This window comes from Ectopseudomonas composti, assembly GCF_001567565.1.
Taxonomy (GTDB): Bacteria; Pseudomonadota; Gammaproteobacteria; order Pseudomonadales; family Pseudomonadaceae; genus Aquipseudomonas; species Aquipseudomonas composti_A.
Window position 1 is genome coordinate 231,181 of the sequence record NZ_LSSW01000030.1, and the last position, 20,737, is coordinate 251,917.

Genomic DNA, 20,737 nt, shown 5'->3' on the forward strand with positions numbered 1-20,737 from the left:
GTGAGTATCGCTCGAAGGTGTTATCAGATCGGCGAATGCTTCATACCCGCCGAGGCGAATGCCTCGCCCCGACGTTCAACGGACGTTCAGACCATCACTGGCGCGCGCTCGCACAGCACCTTCAGTGCCGCCGCCCAATCAGCATGATCGTTCAGGCAGGGCACCAGCTGCAGGCTTTCGCCACCGGCTTCGACGAACTGCTCGCGGCCACGGTCGCCGATCTCCTCCAGGGTCTCGATGCAATCGGCGACGAAGGCCGGGCACATCACCAGCAGCTTCTTCACGCCCTGCGCCGCCAGTTCGTCGAGACGCGTCTCGGTGTAGGGCTCGATCCACTTGGCGCGGCCCAGGCGCGACTGGAAGCTCACCGACCACTGCTCCGGGCGCAGGCCCATGCGCTGGGCGAACAGCTCGGCGCTGCGCAGGCACTGCGCGCGATAACAGGTGGCCAGCACTTCGGGCGAAGCACTGCGGCAGCAGTCGTCGCCTTTCAGGCAATGGCCGCTGGGGTCGAGCTTGTGCAGGTGGCGTTCCGGCAGGCCGTGGAAGCTCAACAGCAAATGGTCGAAATCCTGCTCCAGGTAAGGCTTGGCGCTGGCCACCAGGGCATCGAGGTACTCCGGCTGATCGTAGAACGGCGGTAGCGTGGACAGGCGCATGTCCAGCCCGCGCTCACGCACCACCCGCTTGACCTCCTCGATCACCGTGGTGGTGGTGCTGTCGGCAAACTGCGGATACAGCGGCGCCAGGGTCACTTCACGAATACCCTGCGCGGCCAGACGCTGCAGGGTCGACTCGATGGAGGGCTCGCCATAGCGCATGGCCAGCTCGACAGGGCCCTGGGTCCACTGCGCCTTCATCGCCTCCTGTAGACGGCGGCTGATCACCACCAGCGGCGAACCCTCCTGCCACCAGATCGAGGCGTAGGCATGTGCCGATGCCGCTGGACGCTTGATCAGAATCAGCGACACCAGCAAACGACGCAGCGGCCATGGCAGGTCGATGACATAGGGATCCATAAGGAACTGATTGAGGTAACGGCGAACATCGGCTACTTCGGTGGACGCGGGCGAACCCAGGTTAACCAGCAACAATGCGTGATCGGTCATGCGAAATCCCAGCAGGCTTTTGAAAAATGTTAGCGAGGCAGCCAGTGCAAGGCGAAACCGGCGAGGAAGCGCAGTTTACGTACTGTAAATGATCATTCCGAGCCTGTTTTTAACGCCGCAATGGCAACGCAGGTAGTTCTGCAACAGCCTGCGCTCATTGATGACCCAGCAAATCCACCAGGGCCACATCCAGATGGGTGAAACGAAAACTGAAGCCCGCCTCCAGCAAACGCGCCGGCACCGCGCGCTGACCACCCAGCAGCAGCTCGGACATCTCACCGAGTGCAGCGCGCAAGACGAAGGCCGGTGCCGGTAACAGGGTCGGTCGACTCAGCGCCTGTCCCAGCGCCTTGCTGAACTCGGCATTGCGCGCCGGCATGGGCGCGCAGGCATTATAAGGACCGCGGGCGTCGCCCTGCTGCAAGAGAAAATCCATCAGGCCGATTTGATCGGCAATATGAATCCACGGCATCCATTGTCGGCCGTCGCCGATGCGCCCGCCCAGCCCCAACCTGAACGGCAGCAACAGCCGCTTCAGCATGCCGCCATCAGGGCTCAGCACCAGGCCGGTGCGGATCAGCACCACGCGAATCCCCAGCTCCTCGGCGCGCAGCGCGGTTTCCTCCCAGGCGCCGCACAGTTGCGCGGCGAAATCGTCAGTTACCGCAAGCATGCCCTCATTCAGCTCGCGCTCGCCGCCGTTGCCGTACCAGCCTACCGCCGAGCCCGACAGCAGCACCGCAGGACGCTGCGTACGCCCCTGCAGCCAGCTCAGCAACTGCTCGGTCAGGCCGATACGGCTGGACCACAGCAGCGCCTTGCGCTTGCTACTCCAGGGCTTGTCGGCAATCGGCGCGCCGGCCAGGTTGATCACGGCGTCCAGGGGTTCTTCGCCCAGCTCCTCGAGCCGGGCGACACCTCGAACGTCAGCACCGCAAAGGTGCGCGACCTTGCTCGGCTCGCGGCTCCAGACAGTCAGGCGGTGGCCCTGCTCGGTCCAGTGCGCGCAAAGCGCTCGACCGATCAGACCGGTACCGCCGGTCAGCAGGATATGCATGGCATCGTCCTCGCATGGCAATGGAAGAAACTTCACCTTTAGTCTGGTTCATGACGCGCACACCTGTCGCGTTTGTCCTAAACCTAAAGCAAGGGAGCGCCACTCAGAACCTGTTCAAAGGCTCGCGAGCTAGAGCTATGCAAGGCAAAAACAGGCGAGGACGCGGAGTTTACGAGTTGTAAATGAGCAGTCCGAGCCTGTTTTTAACGCCGCAGAGCCGACGCGCAGCAGGCTTTGAGCAGGTTCGAACGGCATCAGCTGTACATGAAAACACTCTTGTATAGCTTTTGTCCAAACCTTAGCCTGTATAGCATTCAGCGCTGACGAGGTAACCATGAACGCACCCATCGCCATCATTGGCACCGGCATCGCAGGACTCTCAGCCGCCCAGGCCCTGCACGCTGCCGGCCAGGACATCGAACTGTTCGACAAGAGCCGAGGTAGCGGCGGGCGCATGGCGAGCAAGCGCAGCGACGCCGGCAGCCTGGATCTCGGCGCTCAATACTTCACCGCCCGCGACCGTCGCTTCATCGAGGTCGTGCAGCAATGGCAAGCCCGTGGCTGGGTCGCCGAGTGGCAACCGAGCCTGTACAACGCTCAGGACGGCCAGCTCAGCGCCTCTCCCGATGAGCAACTGCGCTGGGTCGGCAGCCCACGCATGAGCGCCATCACCCGCGCCATGCTCGGCGCCCTGCCGGTCAAGTTCAGTTGCCGTATCACCGAAGTGTTCCGCGGCGACCGCTACTGGAGCCTGCAGGATGCCGAAGGCAACAGCCACGGCCCTTACAGCCACGTGATCGTCGCGACACCGGCCCCGCAAGCGAGCGCCCTGCTGGCTGCCGCGCCCAAACTGGCCGGTACAGCGGCGAGCGTGATCATGGATCCGACCTGGGCAGTGGCGCTGGGCTTCGAGCGGCCGCTGGACACCCGCGTCGAAGGCTGCTTCGTACAGGACAGCCCGCTCGACTGGATGGCCCGCAACCGCAGCAAGCCCGGCCGCGACAACCACTTCGACACCTGGGTGCTGCACGCCAGCAGCGCCTGGAGCCGGCAGCATCTGGATCTGCCCAAGGAGGCCGTGATCGAGCAACTGCACGGCGCTTTCGCCGAGCTGATCGGCTGCGCCGTGCCGGCCCCCAGTCTCACGCTTGCCCATCGCTGGCTCTATGCCCGCCCGGCCCAGGCGCACCAATGGGGCGCGCTGGCCGACGCCGACCTGGGCCTGTATGCCTGCGGCGACTGGTGCCTGTCGGGCCGCGTCGAAGGGGCCTGGCTCAGTGGCCAGGATGCTGCGCGCCGCCTACTCGAGCACTTGCAATGAGCACGCCCGGCAAGCGCCGCCTCAACCCGCGCAAACTGCTGCTGTCGAAATGGACGGCGGCGCGGCCGCAGAACCGCGAGCGCCACTTTCTGGTCACCGAACTGATCCGCGACGAGGCAGACAACGTCATCGGTGTCGAGCTTCAGGCCGTACTGACACACCGCAGCCAGCCACTCGACTGGCGCCAACTGCAAGACAGCGAACACTGGCTGCAAGGCTGGCGCTGACCCTCCCGCGATACCTGGCGGCCCCTCGGCCGACGCCGCCTGCCTGCACAGAAAAACCAATACCAAACCTATACAAAGTATTTGACTTGTATAACTGCGCATCTATAGTGGACACAAGTTGTACATGAATCACTTCATGTACAAGGTCTCATGAGGTCAGGTTATGCAAGCGAGCAAAGCCAAACTGGGTATCAGCGCCTGCCTGCTGGGTGCCGAAGTCCGCTACAACGGCGGCCACAAGCTGTCGCGCCTGTGCAGTCGCAGCCTGACCGAACACTTCGACTTCATCCCGGTCTGTCCCGAGGTGGCTATTGGCATGCCGATACCACGGGAACCGATTCGCCTGGTCGGTGATCCGCAGGCGCCGCGCGCCGTGGGCACCGTCGAGCGTTCACGTGACGTCACCGATGCACTGGCCGCCTACGGCGAACGCATGGCCAATGAACTGCAAGGCATCAGCGGCTACATCTTCATGCAGCAGTCACCCTCCTGCGGCCTGGAGCGGGTCAAGGTCTACCAGGAAGGTGGGCGCCCGAGCGAACCGGGCCGTGGCATCTTCGCCGCCGCCTTCTGCGCCCGCCATCCGGACCTGCCGGTGGAAGAAGACGGCCGCCTCAACGACCCGGTGCTGCGCGAGAACTTCATCACCCGCGTGTACGCCCACGCCGCATGGCAACGCCTGCTGCAGCAGGGCCTGACGCGACGCGCGCTGATCGCCTTCCACTCACGCTACAAGTACCTGCTGATGGCCACCGACCCGGTGCGCTACAAGTCACTCGGCCGCCTGCTCGGCGAACTCGCGCAGCACGATCTTGGTGAGCTGGCGCCGCAGTATTTCAGCGAGCTGATGAGCGCACTGAAGAAATGTGCGACGCGCGGCACCCACAGCAACGTGCTGCAGCATCTGAGCGGCTACCTCAAGCGCGCGCTGAGCGCCGACGAGAGACAGGAAATGCAGCAACTGATCGGCCAGTACCGCGACGGCATCGTGCCGCTGGTGGTGCCGCTGACGCTGCTCAAGCACCACTTCCGCCGTCACCCGGATCGCTACATCGCCGAGCAGGCTTACCTGCAGCCGCACCCCGAGCCCCTCAGCCTGCGCAATGCGCTGTGATGCCATGAGCCGCGAAACCATCGCCGACGAAGAGGTCGGCCACGACTACCGCCAGGCACTCGAAGAAGGCTACCTGCCGATTCGCGAGGTGGCGCGCAGCACCGGCATCAACGCCGTGACCCTGCGCGCCTGGGAGCGCCGCTATGGGCTGATCGTGCCGTACCGCACGCCCAAGGGGCACCGCCTCTATTCGCCAGCCAACCTCGAACGCATCAACACCATCCTCGCCTGGCTGGCGCGCGGCGTCGCCGTCGGCCAGGTCAAGGCGCTGCTCGACCACGGTCAGGTGCCCCAGACCACCAGTACCGACAACTGGTCACGCCAGCGCAACGAACTGCTCGCCTGCATCATCCAGCTCAACGAACGACGCCTCGACGACCGCTTCAACTCGGCCCTGGCGCTCTACCCTGCCAGCACCCTGGCCGAGCAACTGTTCTGGCCGCTCCTGGGCGACCTGCGGCAACGCTGGCAAGGCCAGTTCGGCGCACGCGCCGAGCAGGTGTTCTTCCTCTCCTGGCTGCGCAGCAAGCTGGCCACCCGTCTCTACCACTGCAATCGCCAGGTCGGTGGCGCGCCGCTGCTGCTGATGAACCTCGGCGAGGCGCCGATGGAGCCGGGCCTGTGGCTGTGCGCCTGGCTGGCCAGCGCCAGCGACTGCCCAGTGGAAGTCTTCGACTGGCCGCTGCCACCCAACGAACTGCTGACGGCACTGGAATTCATCGCCCCGCGCGCGGTGCTGCTGTACGCCGAAGAAGCACTGGAGGGCACCCTGCTGCGCCGCCACCTGCCGCGCCTGGCCGAACTGTGCCCTGTGCCCCTGCTGATCGCCGGCCCTGCCGCCCACATTCACCGCGATGCGCTGACCGGCCTGGAGTCGGCCTGTGACCCGCTCGCCGCCCATGCCTGGCTGCTCCGCCACGGCCTGATTGGCGCCAAAGAGGTAACCCCATGCAGCAACTGATTTGGTTTCGCAGCGATCTGCGTACCCAGGACAACACCGCCCTGAGCCGGGCCATGGGCAGTGGTGCGACCGTCGCCCTGTATCTCGTCACACCAGGCCAATGGCAGCGTCACGACGACGCCCCGAGCAAGGTGGACTTCTGGCTGCGCAACCTGGCCGAACTGAGCAAGGCCCTGGCTGCCCTCAACGTGCCACTGCTGGTGCGCCACTGTGACGACTGGAGCGAGGTGCCGGCGCAGGTCGCCGAGGTCTGCCATGCACACGACATCTGCGCCGTGCACGTCAACGAGGAATACGGCAGCAACGAGAGCCTGCGCGATCAGCAGGTCGCCGCGTACCTCGGCCAGCAGGATATTGCCTGGCATAGCCATCTCGATCAGTTGCTGTTCAAACCGGGCAGCGTGCTGACCCGCTCCGGCGGCTACTTCCAGGTCTACAGCCAGTTCCGCAAGGTGTGCTACGAGCGCCTGCACACCGCACTGCCGGCGCTGATACCAGCACCCAAGGCGCAGGCGCCCCTGGCCATCGACAGCGACGCCATCCCAGGCAGCGTCGAAGGTTTCGCCACCCCCAGCGCCAGCCTGCGCCTGCTCTGGCCAGCCGGAGAACGCGTGGCTCAGCAGCGCCTGGAGTGCTTCGCCGACGAACAGGTGGCCTTCTACAAGGACGAACGCGACTATCCGGCCAAGCCCGGCACCAGCCAGCTGTCGGCTTACCTGGCCGCTGGCGTGGTCTCGCCACGCCAGTGCCTGCACGCGGCCCTGGCGGCCAATCAGGGCGAGTTCGACAGCGGCAACCCAGGCGCCGTTACCTGGATCAACGAGCTGCTCTGGCGCGAGTTCTACAAGCACATTCTGGTCGGCTACCCGCGTGTCTCGCGACACCGCGCCTTCCGCCTGGAGACCGAGGCGCTGCCGTGGCGCCGCGCACCGGAGGAGCTGGCCGCCTGGCAGGAAGGCCGCACCGGCCTGCCGATCATCGATGCGGCGATGCGCCAGCTGCTGGAAACCGGCTGGATGCACAACCGTCTGCGCATGGTCGTGGCCATGTTCCTGACCAAGAACCTGCTGATCGACTGGCGTGAGGGTGAGCGTTTCTTCATGCGCCACCTGATCGACGGCGACCTCGCAGCGAACAACGGCGGCTGGCAGTGGAGCGCCTCCACCGGCACCGATGCCGCACCCTACTTCCGCATCTTCAACCCGATCAGCCAGTCGCAGAAGTTCGACCCCGACGGCCAGTTCATTCGCCAGTGGTTGCCGGAACTGGCCGGCCTGAACAAGCGCGACATCCATGATCCGTCGGCGCTCGGCGGACTATTCGCGCCCACCGCCTATCCGCGCCCGATCGTCGACCTGTCACGCTCGCGCCAGCGCGCCTTGGACGCGTTCAAGAACCTGTCTGCGCGGGAGGTTCCGGCATGAGCAGCTTCCTGGAAACCTTCGCCGAGCGTTTCACCGCACTGAACAAGGACAACCTCGACCTGCTGGGTGAGCTGTACAGCGACGACGTGCTGTTTCGCGATCCGCTGCATGAGGTGCACGGGCTGAGCGCAGTGCGGCGCTATTTCGCCGAGCTGTACGCCAATGTCGAGACGCTGCACTTCGAGTTCCACGGTTTCGATGAGGTCGCGGAAGGCGAGGGCTACCTGCGCTGGACCATGCGCTATCGCCACCCACGCCTGCGTGGCGGCGAGGAAATCGCCGTCGAGGGCTGCTCGCACCTGCGCTGGCGTGACCGCGTCTATCAGCACCGCGACTACTTCGACGCCGGCGCATTGCTCTATGAACACCTGCCGGTACTGGGCGGCGTAATCGCCTGGCTGAAACGGAGGCTGGCATGAAACGTATCTGGCTTACCGGCGCCAGCAGCGGCATCGGTGCCGCACTGGCCGAACAATTGCTGCAAGCCGGCCACCAAGTGGCCGTCAGTGCCCGCAGCAGTGGCCCGCTTGAGGACCTCGCCACGCGCTACGGCGAGCAGGTACTGGTGGTGCCGGGCGACCTGACCGACGCCGAGCAGGTACGCGCCATCGGCGAACGCATCGCTCGCCAGTGGGGCGCGCTCGATTGCGTGATCCTCAACGCCGGCACCTGCGAATACATCGAAGTGCGCCAGTTCGAGGCGGCGATGATCGAACGCGTGGTCAGCACCAACCTGTTCGCCGCCAGCTACTGCATCGAGGCCGCCCTGCCCCTGCTGCGCCAGGGCAATCGTCCGCACCTGGTCGGCGTCGGCAGTTCGGTCACCTTCCTGCCATTGCCGCGCTCCGAAGCCTACGGCGCCTCCAAGGCGGCCATGCGCTATCTGCTGCAAAGCCTGCGCATCGACCTGGCCGCCGAGGGGATCGACGTCACCCTGGTCAGCCCGGGTTTCGTCGACACCCCGCTGACGCAGAAGAACGACTTCCCCATGCCCATGCGCTGGCCCGTGGAACGCGCCGCGCGGCATATCGCCGAACGCCTGGACAAGCGCCCGCGCGAAATCGCCTTCCCCACTCCCTTCATCGCCATCCTGAAACTGCTCGGCAGCCTGCCGAGCAGCCTGCAACTGGCCATAGGTCGCCGTCTGGCGCGTAACGAGGACAACGCATGAAAATCGCCATCGTCGGCAGCGGCATCGCCGGCCTGACCTGTGCCTACCTGCTCAACCGTCAGCACGACATTCAGGTGTTCGAGGCCAGCGACTGGATCGGCGGCCACACCCACACCGTCGACGTTGAAGTCGAGGGCCGCAGCTATGCCGTCGACACCGGTTTCATCGTCTTCAACGACTGGACCTACCCCAACTTCATCCGTCTGCTGGAGCAGGTCGGCGTCGCCTTCAAGCCCACCGAAATGAGTTTCTCGGTCAGCGACCCGGCCACCGGCGTGGAATACAACGGCCACGACCTCAACACCCTGTTCGCCCAGCGCAGCAACCTGCTGTCGCCAGCGTTCTGGGGCATGCTGCGCGATATCCTGCGCTTCAACCGCCAGTCGCAGGACGACCTGGCCAACAACCGCATCGGCGCCGACACCACGCTTGGCCAGTACCTCGACAGCAACGGTTATGGCCGCCGCTTCATCGAGCACTACATCGTGCCGATGGGCTCGGCCATCTGGTCGATGTCGCTGACCGACATGCTCGGCTTCCCGCTGCAATTCTTCGTGCGCTTCTGCAAGAACCACGGCCTGCTCTCGGTCAGCGACCGCCCGACCTGGCAGGTGATCGAAGGCGGCTCACGCAGCTACGTGGCGCCGCTGACCGCCAGCTTCGCCGAGCGCATCCGCCTCAACTGCCCGGTCAGCCGCGTGGTGCGCGATCAGGACGGCGTCACCCTGTACAGTGCTGCCGGCAGCGAGCGCTTCGACAAGGTGATCTTCGCCTGCCACAGCGACCAGGCGCTGGCGCTGCTCGATCAGGCCAGCGCAGCGGAACGGGACATCCTTGGCGCCCTGCCCTACGCCAACAACGACGTGGTGCTGCATACCGATACGCGCCTGCTGCCCAAGCGCAAGCTGGCCTGGGCCAGCTGGAACTATCGCCTGGGTGGGCCACGTGAACAGATGGCTGCCGTGACCTATGACATGAACATCCTGCAGGGCATCGACAGCGATACCACCTTCTGCGTCAGCCTCAACCAGACTGCCGCCATCGAGCCGAGCAAGATCCTCGCGCGCTTCCAGTACGCTCACCCGCAGTACAGCCTGGCCGGCACGGCAGCGCAGGCGCGCTGGGAAGAACTACTCGGCGCTCAGCACACTTATTACTGCGGCGCCTACTGGGCCAATGGCTTTCATGAAGATGGCGTGGTCAGCGCGCTGCGCGTGGCACGCGCCTTCGGTGAGACACTCTGATGCACAGCGCCCTGTACAGCGGCTGGGTGCAGCATCGCCGCTTCGCCCCGCGCGCCCATGCCTTTCGCTATCGCATGGGCCTGCTGTATCTCGACCTGAGCGAACAGGCGCAGCTGTTCGCCTTGTCCAAGCTGGCCGGCTCCGGCCGCTTCGCGCCGTTCGCCTTTCGCGAGACCGATTACCTGCCCGAAGCCACCCGCCAGGGCGTGGCGCTGCATGAGGCCGTGCGCAATCGCGTGGAGGAAGCACTGGGCACACGCCCGCAAGGTCGCATCTGCGTGCTGACCCAGCCGCGCAGTTGGGGGCTGGCGTTCAATCCGGTGAGCATCTTCTACTGCCATGACGCCGACCAGCGGCTGGTGGCGATCCTCTGTGAAGTCCGCAATACGCCATGGCGCGAACGCTATCACTACGTGCTGCCGGCCGCTGGCGAAGGCCGCCAGCAGGCCAGCGTGGACAAGGCCTTCCATGTCTCGCCCTTTCTGCCGCGCGAGCTGCAATACCGCATGAGTTTCAGCGCCGTCGGCGAGCGTCTTGGTCTGCACATGGCCGACTGGCAAGGCGACACCAAGGTCTTCGACGCCAGCCTCAGTCTGTGCCGTGAAGCGCTCGACCGCAGCAGCCTGCACCGCTATCTGCTGAGTTTCCCCTGGATGACCGGCAAGACCCTTGCCGCCATCTACTGGCAGGCCATGCGCCTGCTGTTCAAACGCATCCCGATTTTCGACCACAAGCCAGCGGAAGGCAGCTTCCGTGTCGCCCGCACGCAAGTGAAGGACATGCCCCATGAAAAGCTCTAGCCTGACCTCCACCAGAAACCTGGTACGCAGTGGCAATGGCATTGGCGCCGGCCTGTTGCGCCGGGCCGTACTGCGTCAGCTGCAGAACCTGCGCCATGGCCTGCTGGTTGTCCATGAAGCCGGCGAAAGCCTGCACTTTGGCCAGCCGCAGGCCCGCCTGCGCGCCGAGATCACGGTGCACGACCCGGCCGTCTGGGGCCTGGTCGCCGGCAACGGTTCGATCGGCTCGGGCGAGGCTTATATCCATGGTTACTGGAGCACGCCGGATCTGACTGCGGTGATTCGCATCTTCGTCGCCAACCTCGATGTGCTCGATGCAATGGAGGGCGGCCTGGCGCGTGTGGGCCGCCCACTGATCCAGGGCCTGCACTGGCTCAACCGCAACACCCGGCAGGGCTCGCGACGCAACATCGCCGCGCACTACGACCTGGGCAACGACCTGTTCGAACAGTTCCTCGACCCGACCATGATGTATTCGGCGGCCATGTTCCGCAGCGAAGACGACAGCCTGCTGCAGGCCCAATTGAACAAGCTCGAGCGCATCTGCCAGAAGCTCAACCTTAAACGCAGCGACCACCTGCTAGAGATCGGCACTGGCTGGGGCAGCATGGCCATCCACGCCGCCAGCCGCTATGGCTGCCGGGTGACCACTACCACTCTGTCACGCGAGCAATATGACCACACCCAGCGGCGCATTCGTGAACTGGGCCTGGAGGATCGCATCACCCTGCTGCTGGAGGACTACCGCGACCTGGAAGGCCAGTACGACAAGCTGGTATCCATCGAGATGATCGAGGCAGTCGGCCACCGCTTCCTGCCCACCTACTTCGAGCAATGCTCACGGCTGCTCAAGCCTGACGGCCTGATGTTGCTGCAAGCCATCACCATTCGTGACCAGCGCTACGAGCAGGCCTGCCAGTCGGTGGACTTCATCCAGCGCTATATCTTCCCCGGTGGCGCCCTGCCGTCGGTGCACAAGATGCTCGAGGTCGTGACTCGGCATACCGACCTCAACCTGCATCACATGGAGGATTTCGGCCTGCACTACGCACGCACCCTGCGCCTGTGGCACGACAACCTGCGCCAGGCTAGGCAGCGCCTCGAACAGCTGGGGTACGACGATTACTTCTATCGCCTGTGGGAGTTTTACCTCTGCTATTGCGAAGGCGGCTTCCTCGAACGCACCATTGGCACCGCGCAACTGCTGCTGGCCAAGCCAGACGCTCGTCCTGCCCCACTGTTAGGAAACCTCAATGCCTAAGCTGATCGCCAATGCCATCCTGTTCCAGCTCGGCTGGCTGGTCTGCGTCTTCGCAGGCGACAGCCCCTGGCTGCTGGTGGTGGCGGCGATCATCGCTGTGCATCTGCTCTGGGTCAGCAGTTGGGCTGCCGAAGGCAAGCTGCTGCTCAGCGTGTTTCTCGCCGGCAGCGCGCTGGACAGCTTTCTGCTCAACCTCGGGGTGTTCGATTTCGGCGAGGAGCGCCAGCTGATCCCGCTGTGGCTGGCCTTGCTCTGGCTGCTGCTGGCCAGCACCCTCAATCATTGCCTGGCCTGGACCGCACGCCCCTGGTGGCGCGCCAGCCTGCTGGGGGCGCTGAGCGCACCGCTGTCGTACTACGCTGGCGCCAAGATCGCCGGCGTCAGCCTGCCGCTCGGAACCTGGCAAACCCTGGCGCTTCTGGCGCTGGTCTGGGCCGTGGTCATGCCGGTCTTGCACGGGTTCGCCAAGCTGTACCGCGCGCAGTACGAACAACTCCTGCGTAGCCGCCAAGCGGCTTAGTGCGCGCACGCCTGTCAGCGCAAACCCCGCGCCGGTCCTGCATGGCGTACACTGCCGCACCATGAGCCAGACCATCCCCCATACTCAACTGCCAACCGAACCCGAGGTCAGTTGCAGCACTTGCGCGGCCTGCTGCTGCCAGCTGGAAGTGATGCTGTTCGGCGATGAAGGCGTGCCGCAACGCTTCATCGATACCGACCAGTGGGGCAGTGAAGTGATGCGTCGCCTGGACGACAACTGGTGCGCTGCACTGGACCGCGACAGCATGCGCTGCACCATCTACGAGGTGCGCCCGATGATCTGCCGGGAATTCGAGCTGGGCGCCAGCGAGTGCCTGGAAGAGCGTCGCGGCATCGCCCAGGCCTATCGCTAGCCAAGCGCAGGCCCGCGAGGCACAATGAAAAAGACCGGGGCTGGCCCGGTCTTTTCATTTAAAAGCTCATGCGGTAATGCACGGTGTAGGCCTCTGCGCCATCGTTCGGCTGCTTGATGCCGGCGTTGGAATAGTGGACGGCACGCAGGCCGATCTCCTGACCCGCGAAGCGCAGGCCTACGCCGAGGCGATCTTCGAACTGGAAGGAGGAGCCCAGTTGGTTGCTCTCCAGCTCGGTGCTGGAGAAAGCCGCGACACCGATACCGGCTTCGATGTAAGGGCGCACGTTCTGCCCGGCGAACTCGTAAACGAATACCGGCGCGAAGGAAACGCTGTGGTTGCTCGCCGTTTTGTCGCCATCCCAGTAGGTGTAACCCAGGTCCCAGTAGCCGGTCAGACGACCATAGCTGCTCTCGAGCCAGCTGTGGTTCCAGTCCCACTGCGCACCCAGACGGTAAACCATGGTGGAATCGCCACTCTGACCAATAGCTGCGGTTACATCCGCAGCCTGTGCAGCCCCCATGGTTCCGAACGCAAGGGCAGCTGCTGCAGCAAAGGCGCATAGCTTCTTCATGAGTCATTCCTTTAATAGCGAGAGGGTTATCAAGCTCGTTACAAAATATAGAAACATCCAATATCAGGGAAACCCTGATCTGAAAAAAATTCACTATATCGAAAGAACTTCGGCCTCTTCATTCAACAAAATCGGCAATACTCGACGAAGTTGCGCCGCCTCCCCGCTGCTCCAGTAGCGCGTCGGCTGCGCCGCCTCAGTGGCCAGCAGGTCGTGCTGTGCGAGCAGGCGCTGCAGTTGACGCGCCACGGCCGCGCCGGTGTCGATGAGGGTCACCGAAGGTGGTACCAGCTCACCCAGCAGCGGACGCAGAAAGGGATAGTGGGTGCAACCGAGAATCAGCGTGTCACAACCCTCGACCAACAGCGGCGTGACGTAGCCCTGCAGCAGCTCACGCGTCGCCGCCGCCTGCAGCTCGCCGGCCTCGATGCACTCCACCAGCCCCGGACAGGGCTGGGTGATCACCCGCGCATCATTGGCGAAGCGATCGAGCAGCGCGGCGAACCTGGCGCTCTTGAGCGTGCCGGTGGTCGCCAGCACGCCAACCACACCACTGCGGGTCGCCGCGGCAGCCGGCTTGACCGCAGGCTCCATGCCGACGATGGGCAGGTTCGGGTAAAGCTCGCGCAACTCGGCAGCGGCTGCCGCGGTCGCGGTATTGCAGGCCAGCACCAATGCCTTGGCGCCCTGCGCCAGCAGGTGCTCGGTGATCAGCACGCAGCGCTCGCGAATGTATTCCGGGGTTTTCTCGCCGTAGGGCACGTGACCGCTGTCCGCCACGTAGAGCAGTGTCTCGCTCGGTAGCAACTGGCGCATCTCGCGCAGTACCGACAGGCCACCGACGCCCGAGTCGAAAACGCCAATCGGCGCGTTACTGGGCATCGCCACAAACACCGCAGGCCGGGTCGCGCTTGACCCGCAACTCGCGAAAACGCGTGCCCAGTGCGTCGATCAGCAGCAGGCGCCCCACCAGCGGCTCGCCGAATCCCGCCAGCAGCTTGAGCGCCTCCAGCGCCTGCAGGCTGCCCACCAGCCCCACCAGCGGGCCGACCACGCCGGCCTCGCTGCAGGTCAGCTCGGCCTCGCTGCCATGGCCATAGAGGCAGTGGTAGCAGGGGCTGGTCGCATTGCGCGGATCGAATACCGAGAGCTGCCCTTCCAGGCGGATCGCCGCACCGGAAACCAGCGGTTTGCCCGCCGCGACGCAAGCAGCGTTGACCGCTTCACGGGTGGAGAAATTGTCCGAGCAGTCCAGCACCAGATCGACGCCAGCGACAGCAGCAGCCAGCGAATCGGCGTCCAGCGCCTGGCGGTGTGGCACCAACCTGACCTGCGGATTGATCGCCGCCAGACGCGCCATGGCCGAATCCACCTTGGCCTGGCCGATGCTGGCGGTGTCGTGAGCGATCTGCCGCTGCAGGTTGGTCAGATCCACCGTATCGAAGTCGGCCAGGTGCAATTCGCCGACACCGGCCGCCGCCAGGTACAGCGCCACGGGCGAACCCAGCCCGCCCACGCCGACGATCAGCACGCGGCCCTGTTTCAGGCGCAGCTGGCCTTCTACATCGATCTGTTTCAGCAGGATCTGCCGACTGTAACGCAGCAGTTCATCATCGCTCAGCATCTGATCACTCACGGTCGAAACGTCCCAAACTGATGCGCTCGTGGCCGCCCAGGTCACGCCGGCTCGCGACCTCGGCGAAACCGCCGTCGCGTAGCAAGCTGCGCACATCCTCGGCCTGGTCGAAGCCATGCTCCAGCAACAACCAGCCGCCGGCCAGCAGATGCTGCGGCGCTGCCCGGATGATCGCACGAATATCGTCCAGCCCGTCGCGGCCGGCGACCAGGGCGCTACTCGGCTCGAAACGCACATCCCCCTGGTCGAGGTGCTGGTCGTCGGCGCGAATATAGGGTGGATTGCTCAGGATCAGGCCATAGCGCTGCCCGGCCAAGGCGGAAAACCAGTGGCTGCGCACGAAGCGCGCGTTGTCCAGCTTCAGGCGCTGGCGATTGCGCTCGGCCAGGGCCACTGCCTCCTCGACGCGATCTACACCCGTCACCTGCCAGGCCGGACGCTCGCAGGCCAGGGCCAGGGCGATGGCGCCAGTCCCGGTGCCCAGATCCAGCGCTGCAAGCGGCGTAGCCGGCAGCAACTCAAGCGCGGCTTCCACCAGCAGCTCGGTGTCCGGACGCGGGATCAGGGTATGCGGCGCCACCTCAAGATCCAGGCTCCAGAAGCCCTGGTGACCAAGAATGTAGGCCACCGGCTCGCCCTGGCGGCGGCGTTGCAAATTCGCCAGGAACGATGCCAGTTGCTCGCCATCGAGCTCGCGCTCCGGCCAGGTACGCAGGTAGCTGCGCGGCTTGCCCAGCGCAGCGGCCAGCAGCAGCTCCGCATCCAATCGCGGCGTGGGCGAGTCGGGCAGGTCAGCGCTGTTGAGCAGGGTTTCGATGGTGGCCATGGTGTTCTCGTAGCCCGGATGCAATCCGGGAAATCGGTCCCCGGATTGCATCCGGGCTACGGTTCTTGAGCGGCGTAGGGTGGATCATGCTGCATCGCTCCACCAACGGGAGGGTGGATGAAAAAAGCGTCATCCCCCCTACAGCGCTGTTAGTCCCCCAGCGCCGCCAACTGATCGGCCTGGTACTCGGCCAGCAGCGGTTCGATCACCGCTTCCACGCCGCCAGCGATCACTTCGTTGAGCGAATACAGGGTCAGGTTGATGCGGTGATCGGTCACCCGGCCCTGCGGGAAGTTGTAGGTGCGGATGCGCTCGGAACGGTCGCCGGAGCCCACCAGCAGCTTGCGCGTCTCGGAAATTTCCTTGTGCGCCGCCGCTTCCTGCTGGTCCTGCAGCTTGGCCGCCAGCCAGGCCATGGCCTTGGCTCGGTTCTTGTGCTGCGAGCGTTCTTCCTGGCACTCCACTACCGTGCCGGTAGGAATGTGGGTGATGCGGATCGCCGAGTCGGTGGTGTTGACGTGCTGACCACCGGCGCCGGAGCTGCGGTAGGTGTCCACACGCAGGTCGGCCGGGTTGATCTCGATGGCTGCCTGCTCGTCCGGCTCCGGCAACACCGCCACGGTGCAGGCCGAGGTGTGAATGCGCCCCTGGGATTCGGTTTCCGGCACGCGCTGCACACGATGCGCGCCAGACTCGAACTTGAGCTTGGCGTAGACGTTGTCGCCTTCGACGCGTGCGATCACTTCCTTGAAGCCGCCGTGTTCGCCCTCGTTGGCCGACAGCACCTCGACGCGCCAGCCCTGCTTCTCGGCATAACGCGAATACATGCGGAACAGGTCGCCTGAAAAAATCGCCGCCTCATCGCCGCCGGTGCCGGCACGAATCTCCAGGTAGACGTTGCGCCCGTCGTTGGGGTCCTTGGGCAGCAGCATGCGCTGCAGGCGATCCTCCAGACCGACCAGCGCTTCCTTGGCCTGGTCCACCTCCATCTCGGCCATCTCGCGCATATCCGGGTCGCTGTCCTTGAGCAGCGCCTGGGCACCTTCGAGGTCGCTCTGCACCTTGCGCAGCTCGCGGAAGGTGGCGATCACCGGTTCGATCTCGGCGTACTCCTTGGAGTAGGCGCGGAACTGCGTCTGCTTGGAAATCACCTCGGCATCGCCGAGCAGCGCCGTCAGTTCCTCGAAGCGGTCGCTGAGGTTGTCCAGCTTGTTCAACAGTGAAGCTTTCATTGCAGACCTTTGTCCTGCGGCGCGCTCTCGTCGAGGGCGAACAATTCCTGGGCCAGGCTGAGCGCGTCGACGCGCCCCTCGGCAGTGAGTTTCTTCATGCGCACGCTGGGTGCATGCAGCAGCTTGTTGGTCAGGCCCCGCGCCAGTTGCGCCAGCACGTCATCCGGGTTGCTGCCGTTGGCCAGCATGCGCTGCGCCTTGGCCAGTTCCTCGTCACGCAGGCGCTCGGCCTGCTGACGGTAGGCCTTGAGCACATCGACCGCTGCCAGCTCGCGCAGGCGCTGCATAAAGCCATCGGTGCCGGCGGCCACCAGCTCCTCGGCGGCCTGCGCCGCGCCCTGGCGGCTCTTGAGGTTTTCCTCGATGACCTCATGCAGGTCATCGACGGTATAGAGGTAAACGTCATCCAGCTCGCCCACCTGCGGCTCGATATCGCGCGGCACGGCGATGTCGACCATGAAGATCGGCTTGTGCTTGCGCTTTTTCAGCGCACTTTCCACCGCGCCCTTGCCGAGAATCGGCAGCTGGCTGGCGGTGGAACTGATGACGATGTCGCTGTGCACCAACTCATCGGGAATGTCCGAGAGCAGCACGGCATGCGCGCCGAACTGCTCGGCCAACTGGCTGGCGCGCTCCAGCGTTCGGTTGGCGACGACGATGCGCTTGATGCCCTGGTCATGCAGATGGCGCGCCACCAGGCTGATGGTTTCGCCGGCGCCGATCAGCAGCGCCTGACTGCGGTGCAGGTCAGCGAAGATCTGCTTGGCCAGGCTCACCGCGGCGAAGGCCACGGACACCGGGTTCTCGCCGATGGCGGTATCGGTGCGCACGGTCTTGGCGGTGCTGAAGGTGGCCTGGAACAGACGCCCGAGCAGCGGCCCCACGGTGCCGGCCTCACGCGCCACGGCATAGGCGGACTTGAGCTGACCGAGAATCTGCGGCTCGCCGAGGACCATCGAGTCCAGCCCACAGGCCACGCGCATCATGTGGCGCACCGCGTCGTCATCACTGTGCACGTAGGCACAGGCGCGTAGCTCGTCGATGCTCAGGCGATGGTAGTTGGCCAGCCACTGCAGCACTTCATCGCTGCTCAGCTGATCCTGCTCCAGGTACAGCTCGCTGCGGTTGCAGGTAGAGAGGATCGCCGCCTCACGGCTGGGCGTCAGCCGGCACAGCTGCTGCAGGGCCTCGACCAGTTGCTCCGGAGTGAAAGCAACGCGCTCGCGCACCTCTACCGAGGCGGTCTTGTGGTTGATACCGAGGGCGATAAAGGCCATGCAGGGTCGCTGAGGGGTAATACGAGAGCCGGCAATTGTCCTACTTCGCCCCGGAGAGAACAACTCCCGCGACCTATTGTCCCAATAGACAGTTCGCCGCATCGTCCTGGCCAGTGGGCTTGCTCAAAGGCTTGTGTCATGATGCCGCGAACGTCGCAGGGCACGAGCCAGCACGGCCCTCGCCCCGGAATAACGCACGACAAGGCACTATGAACAGACCCCTCGCGTTAGTTACCGCAATTGCTCTTCTCAGCGGCTGCCAAACCTTCGCCCCCAGCGAGCCGGATGGCACGCCACCGGTGCAGGAAGCCGACCAGACCACTCAGCTGCAACCGAGCGAATACGGCTCGTTCAGCCAGGAAACCCTGTTCGCCCTGCTCACCGCCGAGCTGGCCGGACAGCGCAACCGCTTCGACATCGCCCTCGGCAACTACGTGCAGCAGGCGCAGGCCACTGGCGATGCCGGCGTCGCCGAGCGTGCCTTCCGCATTGCCGAATACCTCGGCGCCGAGCAAGCGGCACTGGAAAGCGCGCTGATCTGGGCGACCAACGCGCCGAGCAACATCGACGCGCAACGTGCCGCCGCCGTGCAGCTGGCCCGCGCCGGCCGCTACGACGAATCCATGACCTACATGGAGCAGGTGCTGCAGCGCCAGGGCGATACGCACTTCGACTTCCTCGCCCTCTCCGCTGCGGAAACCGACCCGGACACCCGTGCCGGTCTGCTGCAAGGCTTCGACCGCCTGCTCAGCAAGAACCCGGACAACAGCCAACTGCTGTTCGGCAAGGCCATCCTCCTGCAACAGGACGGCCGCGCCGAAGAAGCCCTGGAACTGCTCGAAGACAGCCCGGCCAGTGCCGACCAGGTTTCTCCGATCCTCCTGCGCGCGCGCCTGCTGCAAAGCCTCGGCCGTGGCGACGAGGCCCTGCCGCTGCTGCAGAAGGGCATCCGCAAGAACCCCGACGACAAGCGCCTGCGCCTGACCTACGCACGCCTGCTGGTCGAGCAGGATCGTCTCGACGACGCCAAGGGCGAGTTCTCCAAGCTGGTGCAGGAAAATCCCAACGACGACGACCTGCGCTTCTCCCTGGCGCTGGTCTGCCTGGAAGCCGAAGCCTGGGAAGAAGCCATCGTCTACCTGGAAGAGCTGGTCGAACGCCGCAGCCATGTCGACGCCGCGCACTACAACCTGGGCCGCGCTTACGAAGAGCTGAACGACAACGACAGCGCCCTGCTGGAATACAACCTGGTCGGCCCGAGCAACGACTACCTGCCGGCCCAGCAACGCCAGGCCGAGCTGCTGTTCGCCCAGCAGCGCAACGACGAAGCCAGCGCACGCCTGGCCCAGGCTCGCGATGCACAGCCCGACTACGCCATCCAGCTGTATCTGATCGAAGCCGAAGGCCTGAGCAACAACCGTCAGATCGACTCCGCCTGGAAAGTGATCAACGACGGCCTGGAGCAGTACCCCAACGACCTGAACCTGCTCTACACCCGCGCCATGCTGGCGGAAAAGCGCGATGACCTGGCGCAGCTGGAAACCGACCTGCGCTACATCATCGAGCGCGAGCCGGAGCACGCCATGGCCCTCAACGCCCTTGGCTACACCCTGGCCGACCGCACCACGCGCTACGCAGAAGCACGCGACCTGATCGCCAAGGCGCACCAGCTCAACCCGGACGACCCGGCGATTCTCGACAGCCTCGGCTGGGTCAACTACCGCCTGGGCAACCTCGACGAGGCCGAGCGCCTGCTGCGCCAGGCCCTGGAGAAATTCCCCGACCACGAAGTCGCCGCCCACCTCGGCGAAGTGCTCTGGGCCCAGGGCAAGCAGCGTGAAGCCCGCAGCGTCTGGCGCGATGCCCTGAACGCGACGCCCGACAGCACCATCCTGCGCGACACCTTGTTGCGCCTGACCGGTTCCGAGACTCTTTGATGCTTCGTCACCTCCTCGTATTCAGCCTCATCGCCCTGCTGACCGGTTGTGCCGGCCTGACCTCGCACGAAGCGCTGGAAGGCCAGGGTGATCCGGCCAAATGGAAAGCCCACAAAGAGCAGATCGCCCAGCTCGACGGCTGGCAGATCAACGGCAAGATCGGCATCCGCGCCCCGCGTGACTCCGGCAGTGCCACGCTGTTCTGGCTGCAGCGCCAGGATTACTACGACATTCGCCTGTCCGGCCCGCTGGGTGGCGGTGCCGCACGCCTGACCGGTCGCCCGGGTGACATCCTGCTGGAAGTGGCCAACCGTGGCCGCTACCGCGCCGAATCGCCGGAAGCCCTGCTGCGCGAGCAACTGCGCCTGGACCTGCCGGTCTCCAACCTGCTCTGGTGGATTCGCGGCCTGCCCGCTCCGCAAAGCCGCAGCCGTATCACCCTCGACGGCGAGAGCCACCTGGCGCAGCTGGAACAAGACGGCTGGAAGGTCGAATACCAGCGCTATACCGAACAGAACGGCTACGCCCTGCCGGAGCGCATGAAGCTCTACGGCCAGGACCTGGAAGTGACCCTGGTGATCAAGGACTGGCAGCCGCGTCAGTTGGGGCAGTAGGCGACCACATCCTCCGTGGGAGGGGCTTCAGCCGTGAACGCATTGGCAACCTCCCCGCT

At 64.9% G+C, this 20,737-nt stretch carries 22 protein-coding genes; 14 read left to right on the forward strand and 8 right to left on the reverse strand.

What is annotated here, in order from left to right:
• Window positions 1-86: 86 nt before the first annotated feature.
• The gene (hemH, locus tag PCLY_RS21365; RefSeq protein WP_061242059.1) at window positions 87-1,109 is read right to left on the reverse strand and encodes a ferrochelatase; all 1,023 of its coding nucleotides are present in this window, start codon (window positions 1,107-1,109) and stop codon (window positions 87-89) included.
• A 154-nt stretch (window positions 1,110-1,263) separates the two neighbouring features.
• A complete protein-coding gene (locus PCLY_RS21370; RefSeq protein WP_061242061.1) occupies window positions 1,264-2,166 on the reverse strand; it encodes a TIGR01777 family oxidoreductase in 903 nt (300 codons plus the stop codon).
• A gap of 334 nt (window positions 2,167-2,500) precedes the next feature.
• Between PCLY_RS21370 and PCLY_RS21375 the strand changes: the two genes are divergently transcribed.
• From PCLY_RS21375 to PCLY_RS21430, 12 genes are all read left to right on the forward strand, one after another.
• Window positions 2,501-3,487: an NAD(P)/FAD-dependent oxidoreductase gene (locus tag PCLY_RS21375; RefSeq protein ID WP_061242063.1), complete on the forward strand. Its 987-nt coding sequence runs from the start codon at window positions 2,501-2,503 to the stop codon at window positions 3,485-3,487.
• Window positions 3,484-3,714, forward strand: a complete 231-nt coding sequence (locus tag PCLY_RS21380) for a TIGR02450 family Trp-rich protein (RefSeq protein WP_061242065.1) — start codon at window positions 3,484-3,486, stop codon at window positions 3,712-3,714. Before PCLY_RS21375 ends, PCLY_RS21380 begins: the two co-directional genes overlap by 4 nt.
• A 163-nt stretch (window positions 3,715-3,877) precedes the next feature.
• A complete protein-coding gene (locus PCLY_RS21385) occupies window positions 3,878-4,828 on the forward strand; it encodes a YbgA family protein (RefSeq protein ID WP_061242067.1) in 951 nt (316 codons plus the stop codon).
• Between the two features lie 4 nt (window positions 4,829-4,832).
• Complete coding sequence (locus PCLY_RS21390; RefSeq protein WP_061242070.1) at window positions 4,833-5,789, forward strand: MerR family transcriptional regulator; 957 nt, start codon at window positions 4,833-4,835, stop codon at window positions 5,787-5,789.
• The gene (phrB, locus tag PCLY_RS21395; RefSeq protein ID WP_061242072.1) at window positions 5,777-7,213 is read left to right on the forward strand and encodes a deoxyribodipyrimidine photo-lyase; all 1,437 of its coding nucleotides are present in this window, start codon (window positions 5,777-5,779) and stop codon (window positions 7,211-7,213) included. Before PCLY_RS21390 ends, phrB begins: the two co-directional genes overlap by 13 nt.
• Window positions 7,210-7,632 carry a nuclear transport factor 2 family protein gene (locus PCLY_RS21400; RefSeq protein WP_061242074.1) on the forward strand — a complete coding sequence of 141 codons (423 nt, stop codon included), beginning with the start codon at window positions 7,210-7,212 and terminating at the stop codon, window positions 7,630-7,632. The genes phrB and PCLY_RS21400 overlap by 4 nt, the downstream gene beginning before the upstream one ends.
• Entirely contained in the window at window positions 7,629-8,384 is a 756-nt protein-coding gene (locus tag PCLY_RS21405; protein WP_061242076.1) for an SDR family NAD(P)-dependent oxidoreductase, read from the forward strand. Before PCLY_RS21400 ends, PCLY_RS21405 begins: the two co-directional genes overlap by 4 nt.
• The gene (locus PCLY_RS21410; RefSeq protein ID WP_061242079.1) at window positions 8,381-9,628 is read left to right on the forward strand and encodes an NAD(P)/FAD-dependent oxidoreductase; all 1,248 of its coding nucleotides are present in this window, start codon (window positions 8,381-8,383) and stop codon (window positions 9,626-9,628) included. Before PCLY_RS21405 ends, PCLY_RS21410 begins: the two co-directional genes overlap by 4 nt.
• Window positions 9,628-10,428, forward strand: coding sequence for a DUF1365 domain-containing protein (locus PCLY_RS21415; protein ID WP_061242081.1), 801 nt, complete (start codon window positions 9,628-9,630; stop codon window positions 10,426-10,428). The genes PCLY_RS21410 and PCLY_RS21415 overlap by 1 nt, the downstream gene beginning before the upstream one ends.
• Window positions 10,415-11,689 carry an SAM-dependent methyltransferase gene (locus PCLY_RS21420; RefSeq protein ID WP_061242082.1) on the forward strand — a complete coding sequence of 425 codons (1,275 nt, stop codon included), beginning with the start codon at window positions 10,415-10,417 and terminating at the stop codon, window positions 11,687-11,689. Before PCLY_RS21415 ends, PCLY_RS21420 begins: the two co-directional genes overlap by 14 nt.
• Complete coding sequence (locus tag PCLY_RS21425) at window positions 11,682-12,209, forward strand: DUF2878 domain-containing protein (protein ID WP_061242084.1); 528 nt, start codon at window positions 11,682-11,684, stop codon at window positions 12,207-12,209. The genes PCLY_RS21420 and PCLY_RS21425 overlap by 8 nt, the downstream gene beginning before the upstream one ends.
• 61 nt (window positions 12,210-12,270) lie before the next feature.
• Window positions 12,271-12,582: a YkgJ family cysteine cluster protein gene (locus tag PCLY_RS21430; protein WP_061242086.1), complete on the forward strand. Its 312-nt coding sequence runs from the start codon at window positions 12,271-12,273 to the stop codon at window positions 12,580-12,582.
• 58 nt (window positions 12,583-12,640) lie between these two features.
• Here PCLY_RS21430 and PCLY_RS21435 read toward each other — a convergent pair whose 3' ends face one another.
• The 6 genes from PCLY_RS21435 to hemA form a co-directional block, all read right to left on the reverse strand.
• On the reverse strand, window positions 12,641-13,156 hold the full coding sequence (locus PCLY_RS21435; RefSeq protein ID WP_061242088.1) for an acyloxyacyl hydrolase: 516 nt from the start codon (window positions 13,154-13,156) through the stop codon (window positions 12,641-12,643).
• Window positions 13,157-13,249: 93 nt separating this feature from the next.
• Complete coding sequence (gene murI, locus PCLY_RS21440; protein ID WP_061242090.1) at window positions 13,250-14,038, reverse strand: glutamate racemase; 789 nt, start codon at window positions 14,036-14,038, stop codon at window positions 13,250-13,252.
• Complete coding sequence (locus tag PCLY_RS21445) at window positions 14,028-14,780, reverse strand: molybdopterin-synthase adenylyltransferase MoeB (protein ID WP_061242092.1); 753 nt, start codon at window positions 14,778-14,780, stop codon at window positions 14,028-14,030. Before PCLY_RS21445 ends, murI begins: the two co-directional genes overlap by 11 nt.
• 4 nt (window positions 14,781-14,784) lie before the next feature.
• Window positions 14,785-15,618, reverse strand: a complete 834-nt coding sequence (gene prmC, locus PCLY_RS21450) for a peptide chain release factor N(5)-glutamine methyltransferase (RefSeq protein WP_061242094.1) — start codon at window positions 15,616-15,618, stop codon at window positions 14,785-14,787.
• A gap of 149 nt (window positions 15,619-15,767) precedes the next feature.
• The gene (gene prfA, locus PCLY_RS21455) at window positions 15,768-16,850 is read right to left on the reverse strand and encodes a peptide chain release factor 1 (protein WP_061242096.1); all 1,083 of its coding nucleotides are present in this window, start codon (window positions 16,848-16,850) and stop codon (window positions 15,768-15,770) included.
• A complete protein-coding gene (hemA, locus tag PCLY_RS21460) occupies window positions 16,847-18,127 on the reverse strand; it encodes a glutamyl-tRNA reductase (RefSeq protein ID WP_061242099.1) in 1,281 nt (426 codons plus the stop codon). The genes prfA and hemA overlap by 4 nt, the downstream gene beginning before the upstream one ends.
• Before the next feature lie 209 nt (window positions 18,128-18,336).
• On the opposite strand from hemA, the gene PCLY_RS21465 reads away from it, so the two are divergent.
• Window positions 18,337-20,064 (forward strand): tetratricopeptide repeat protein, encoded by a 1,728-nt coding sequence (locus PCLY_RS21465; protein ID WP_061242101.1) that lies wholly within the window; start codon window positions 18,337-18,339, stop codon window positions 20,062-20,064.
• Window positions 20,061-20,678, forward strand: coding sequence for a lipoprotein insertase outer membrane protein LolB (lolB, locus tag PCLY_RS21470; protein WP_061242103.1), 618 nt, complete (start codon window positions 20,061-20,063; stop codon window positions 20,676-20,678). Before PCLY_RS21465 ends, lolB begins: the two co-directional genes overlap by 4 nt.
• Window positions 20,679-20,737: the final 59 nt, after the last annotated feature.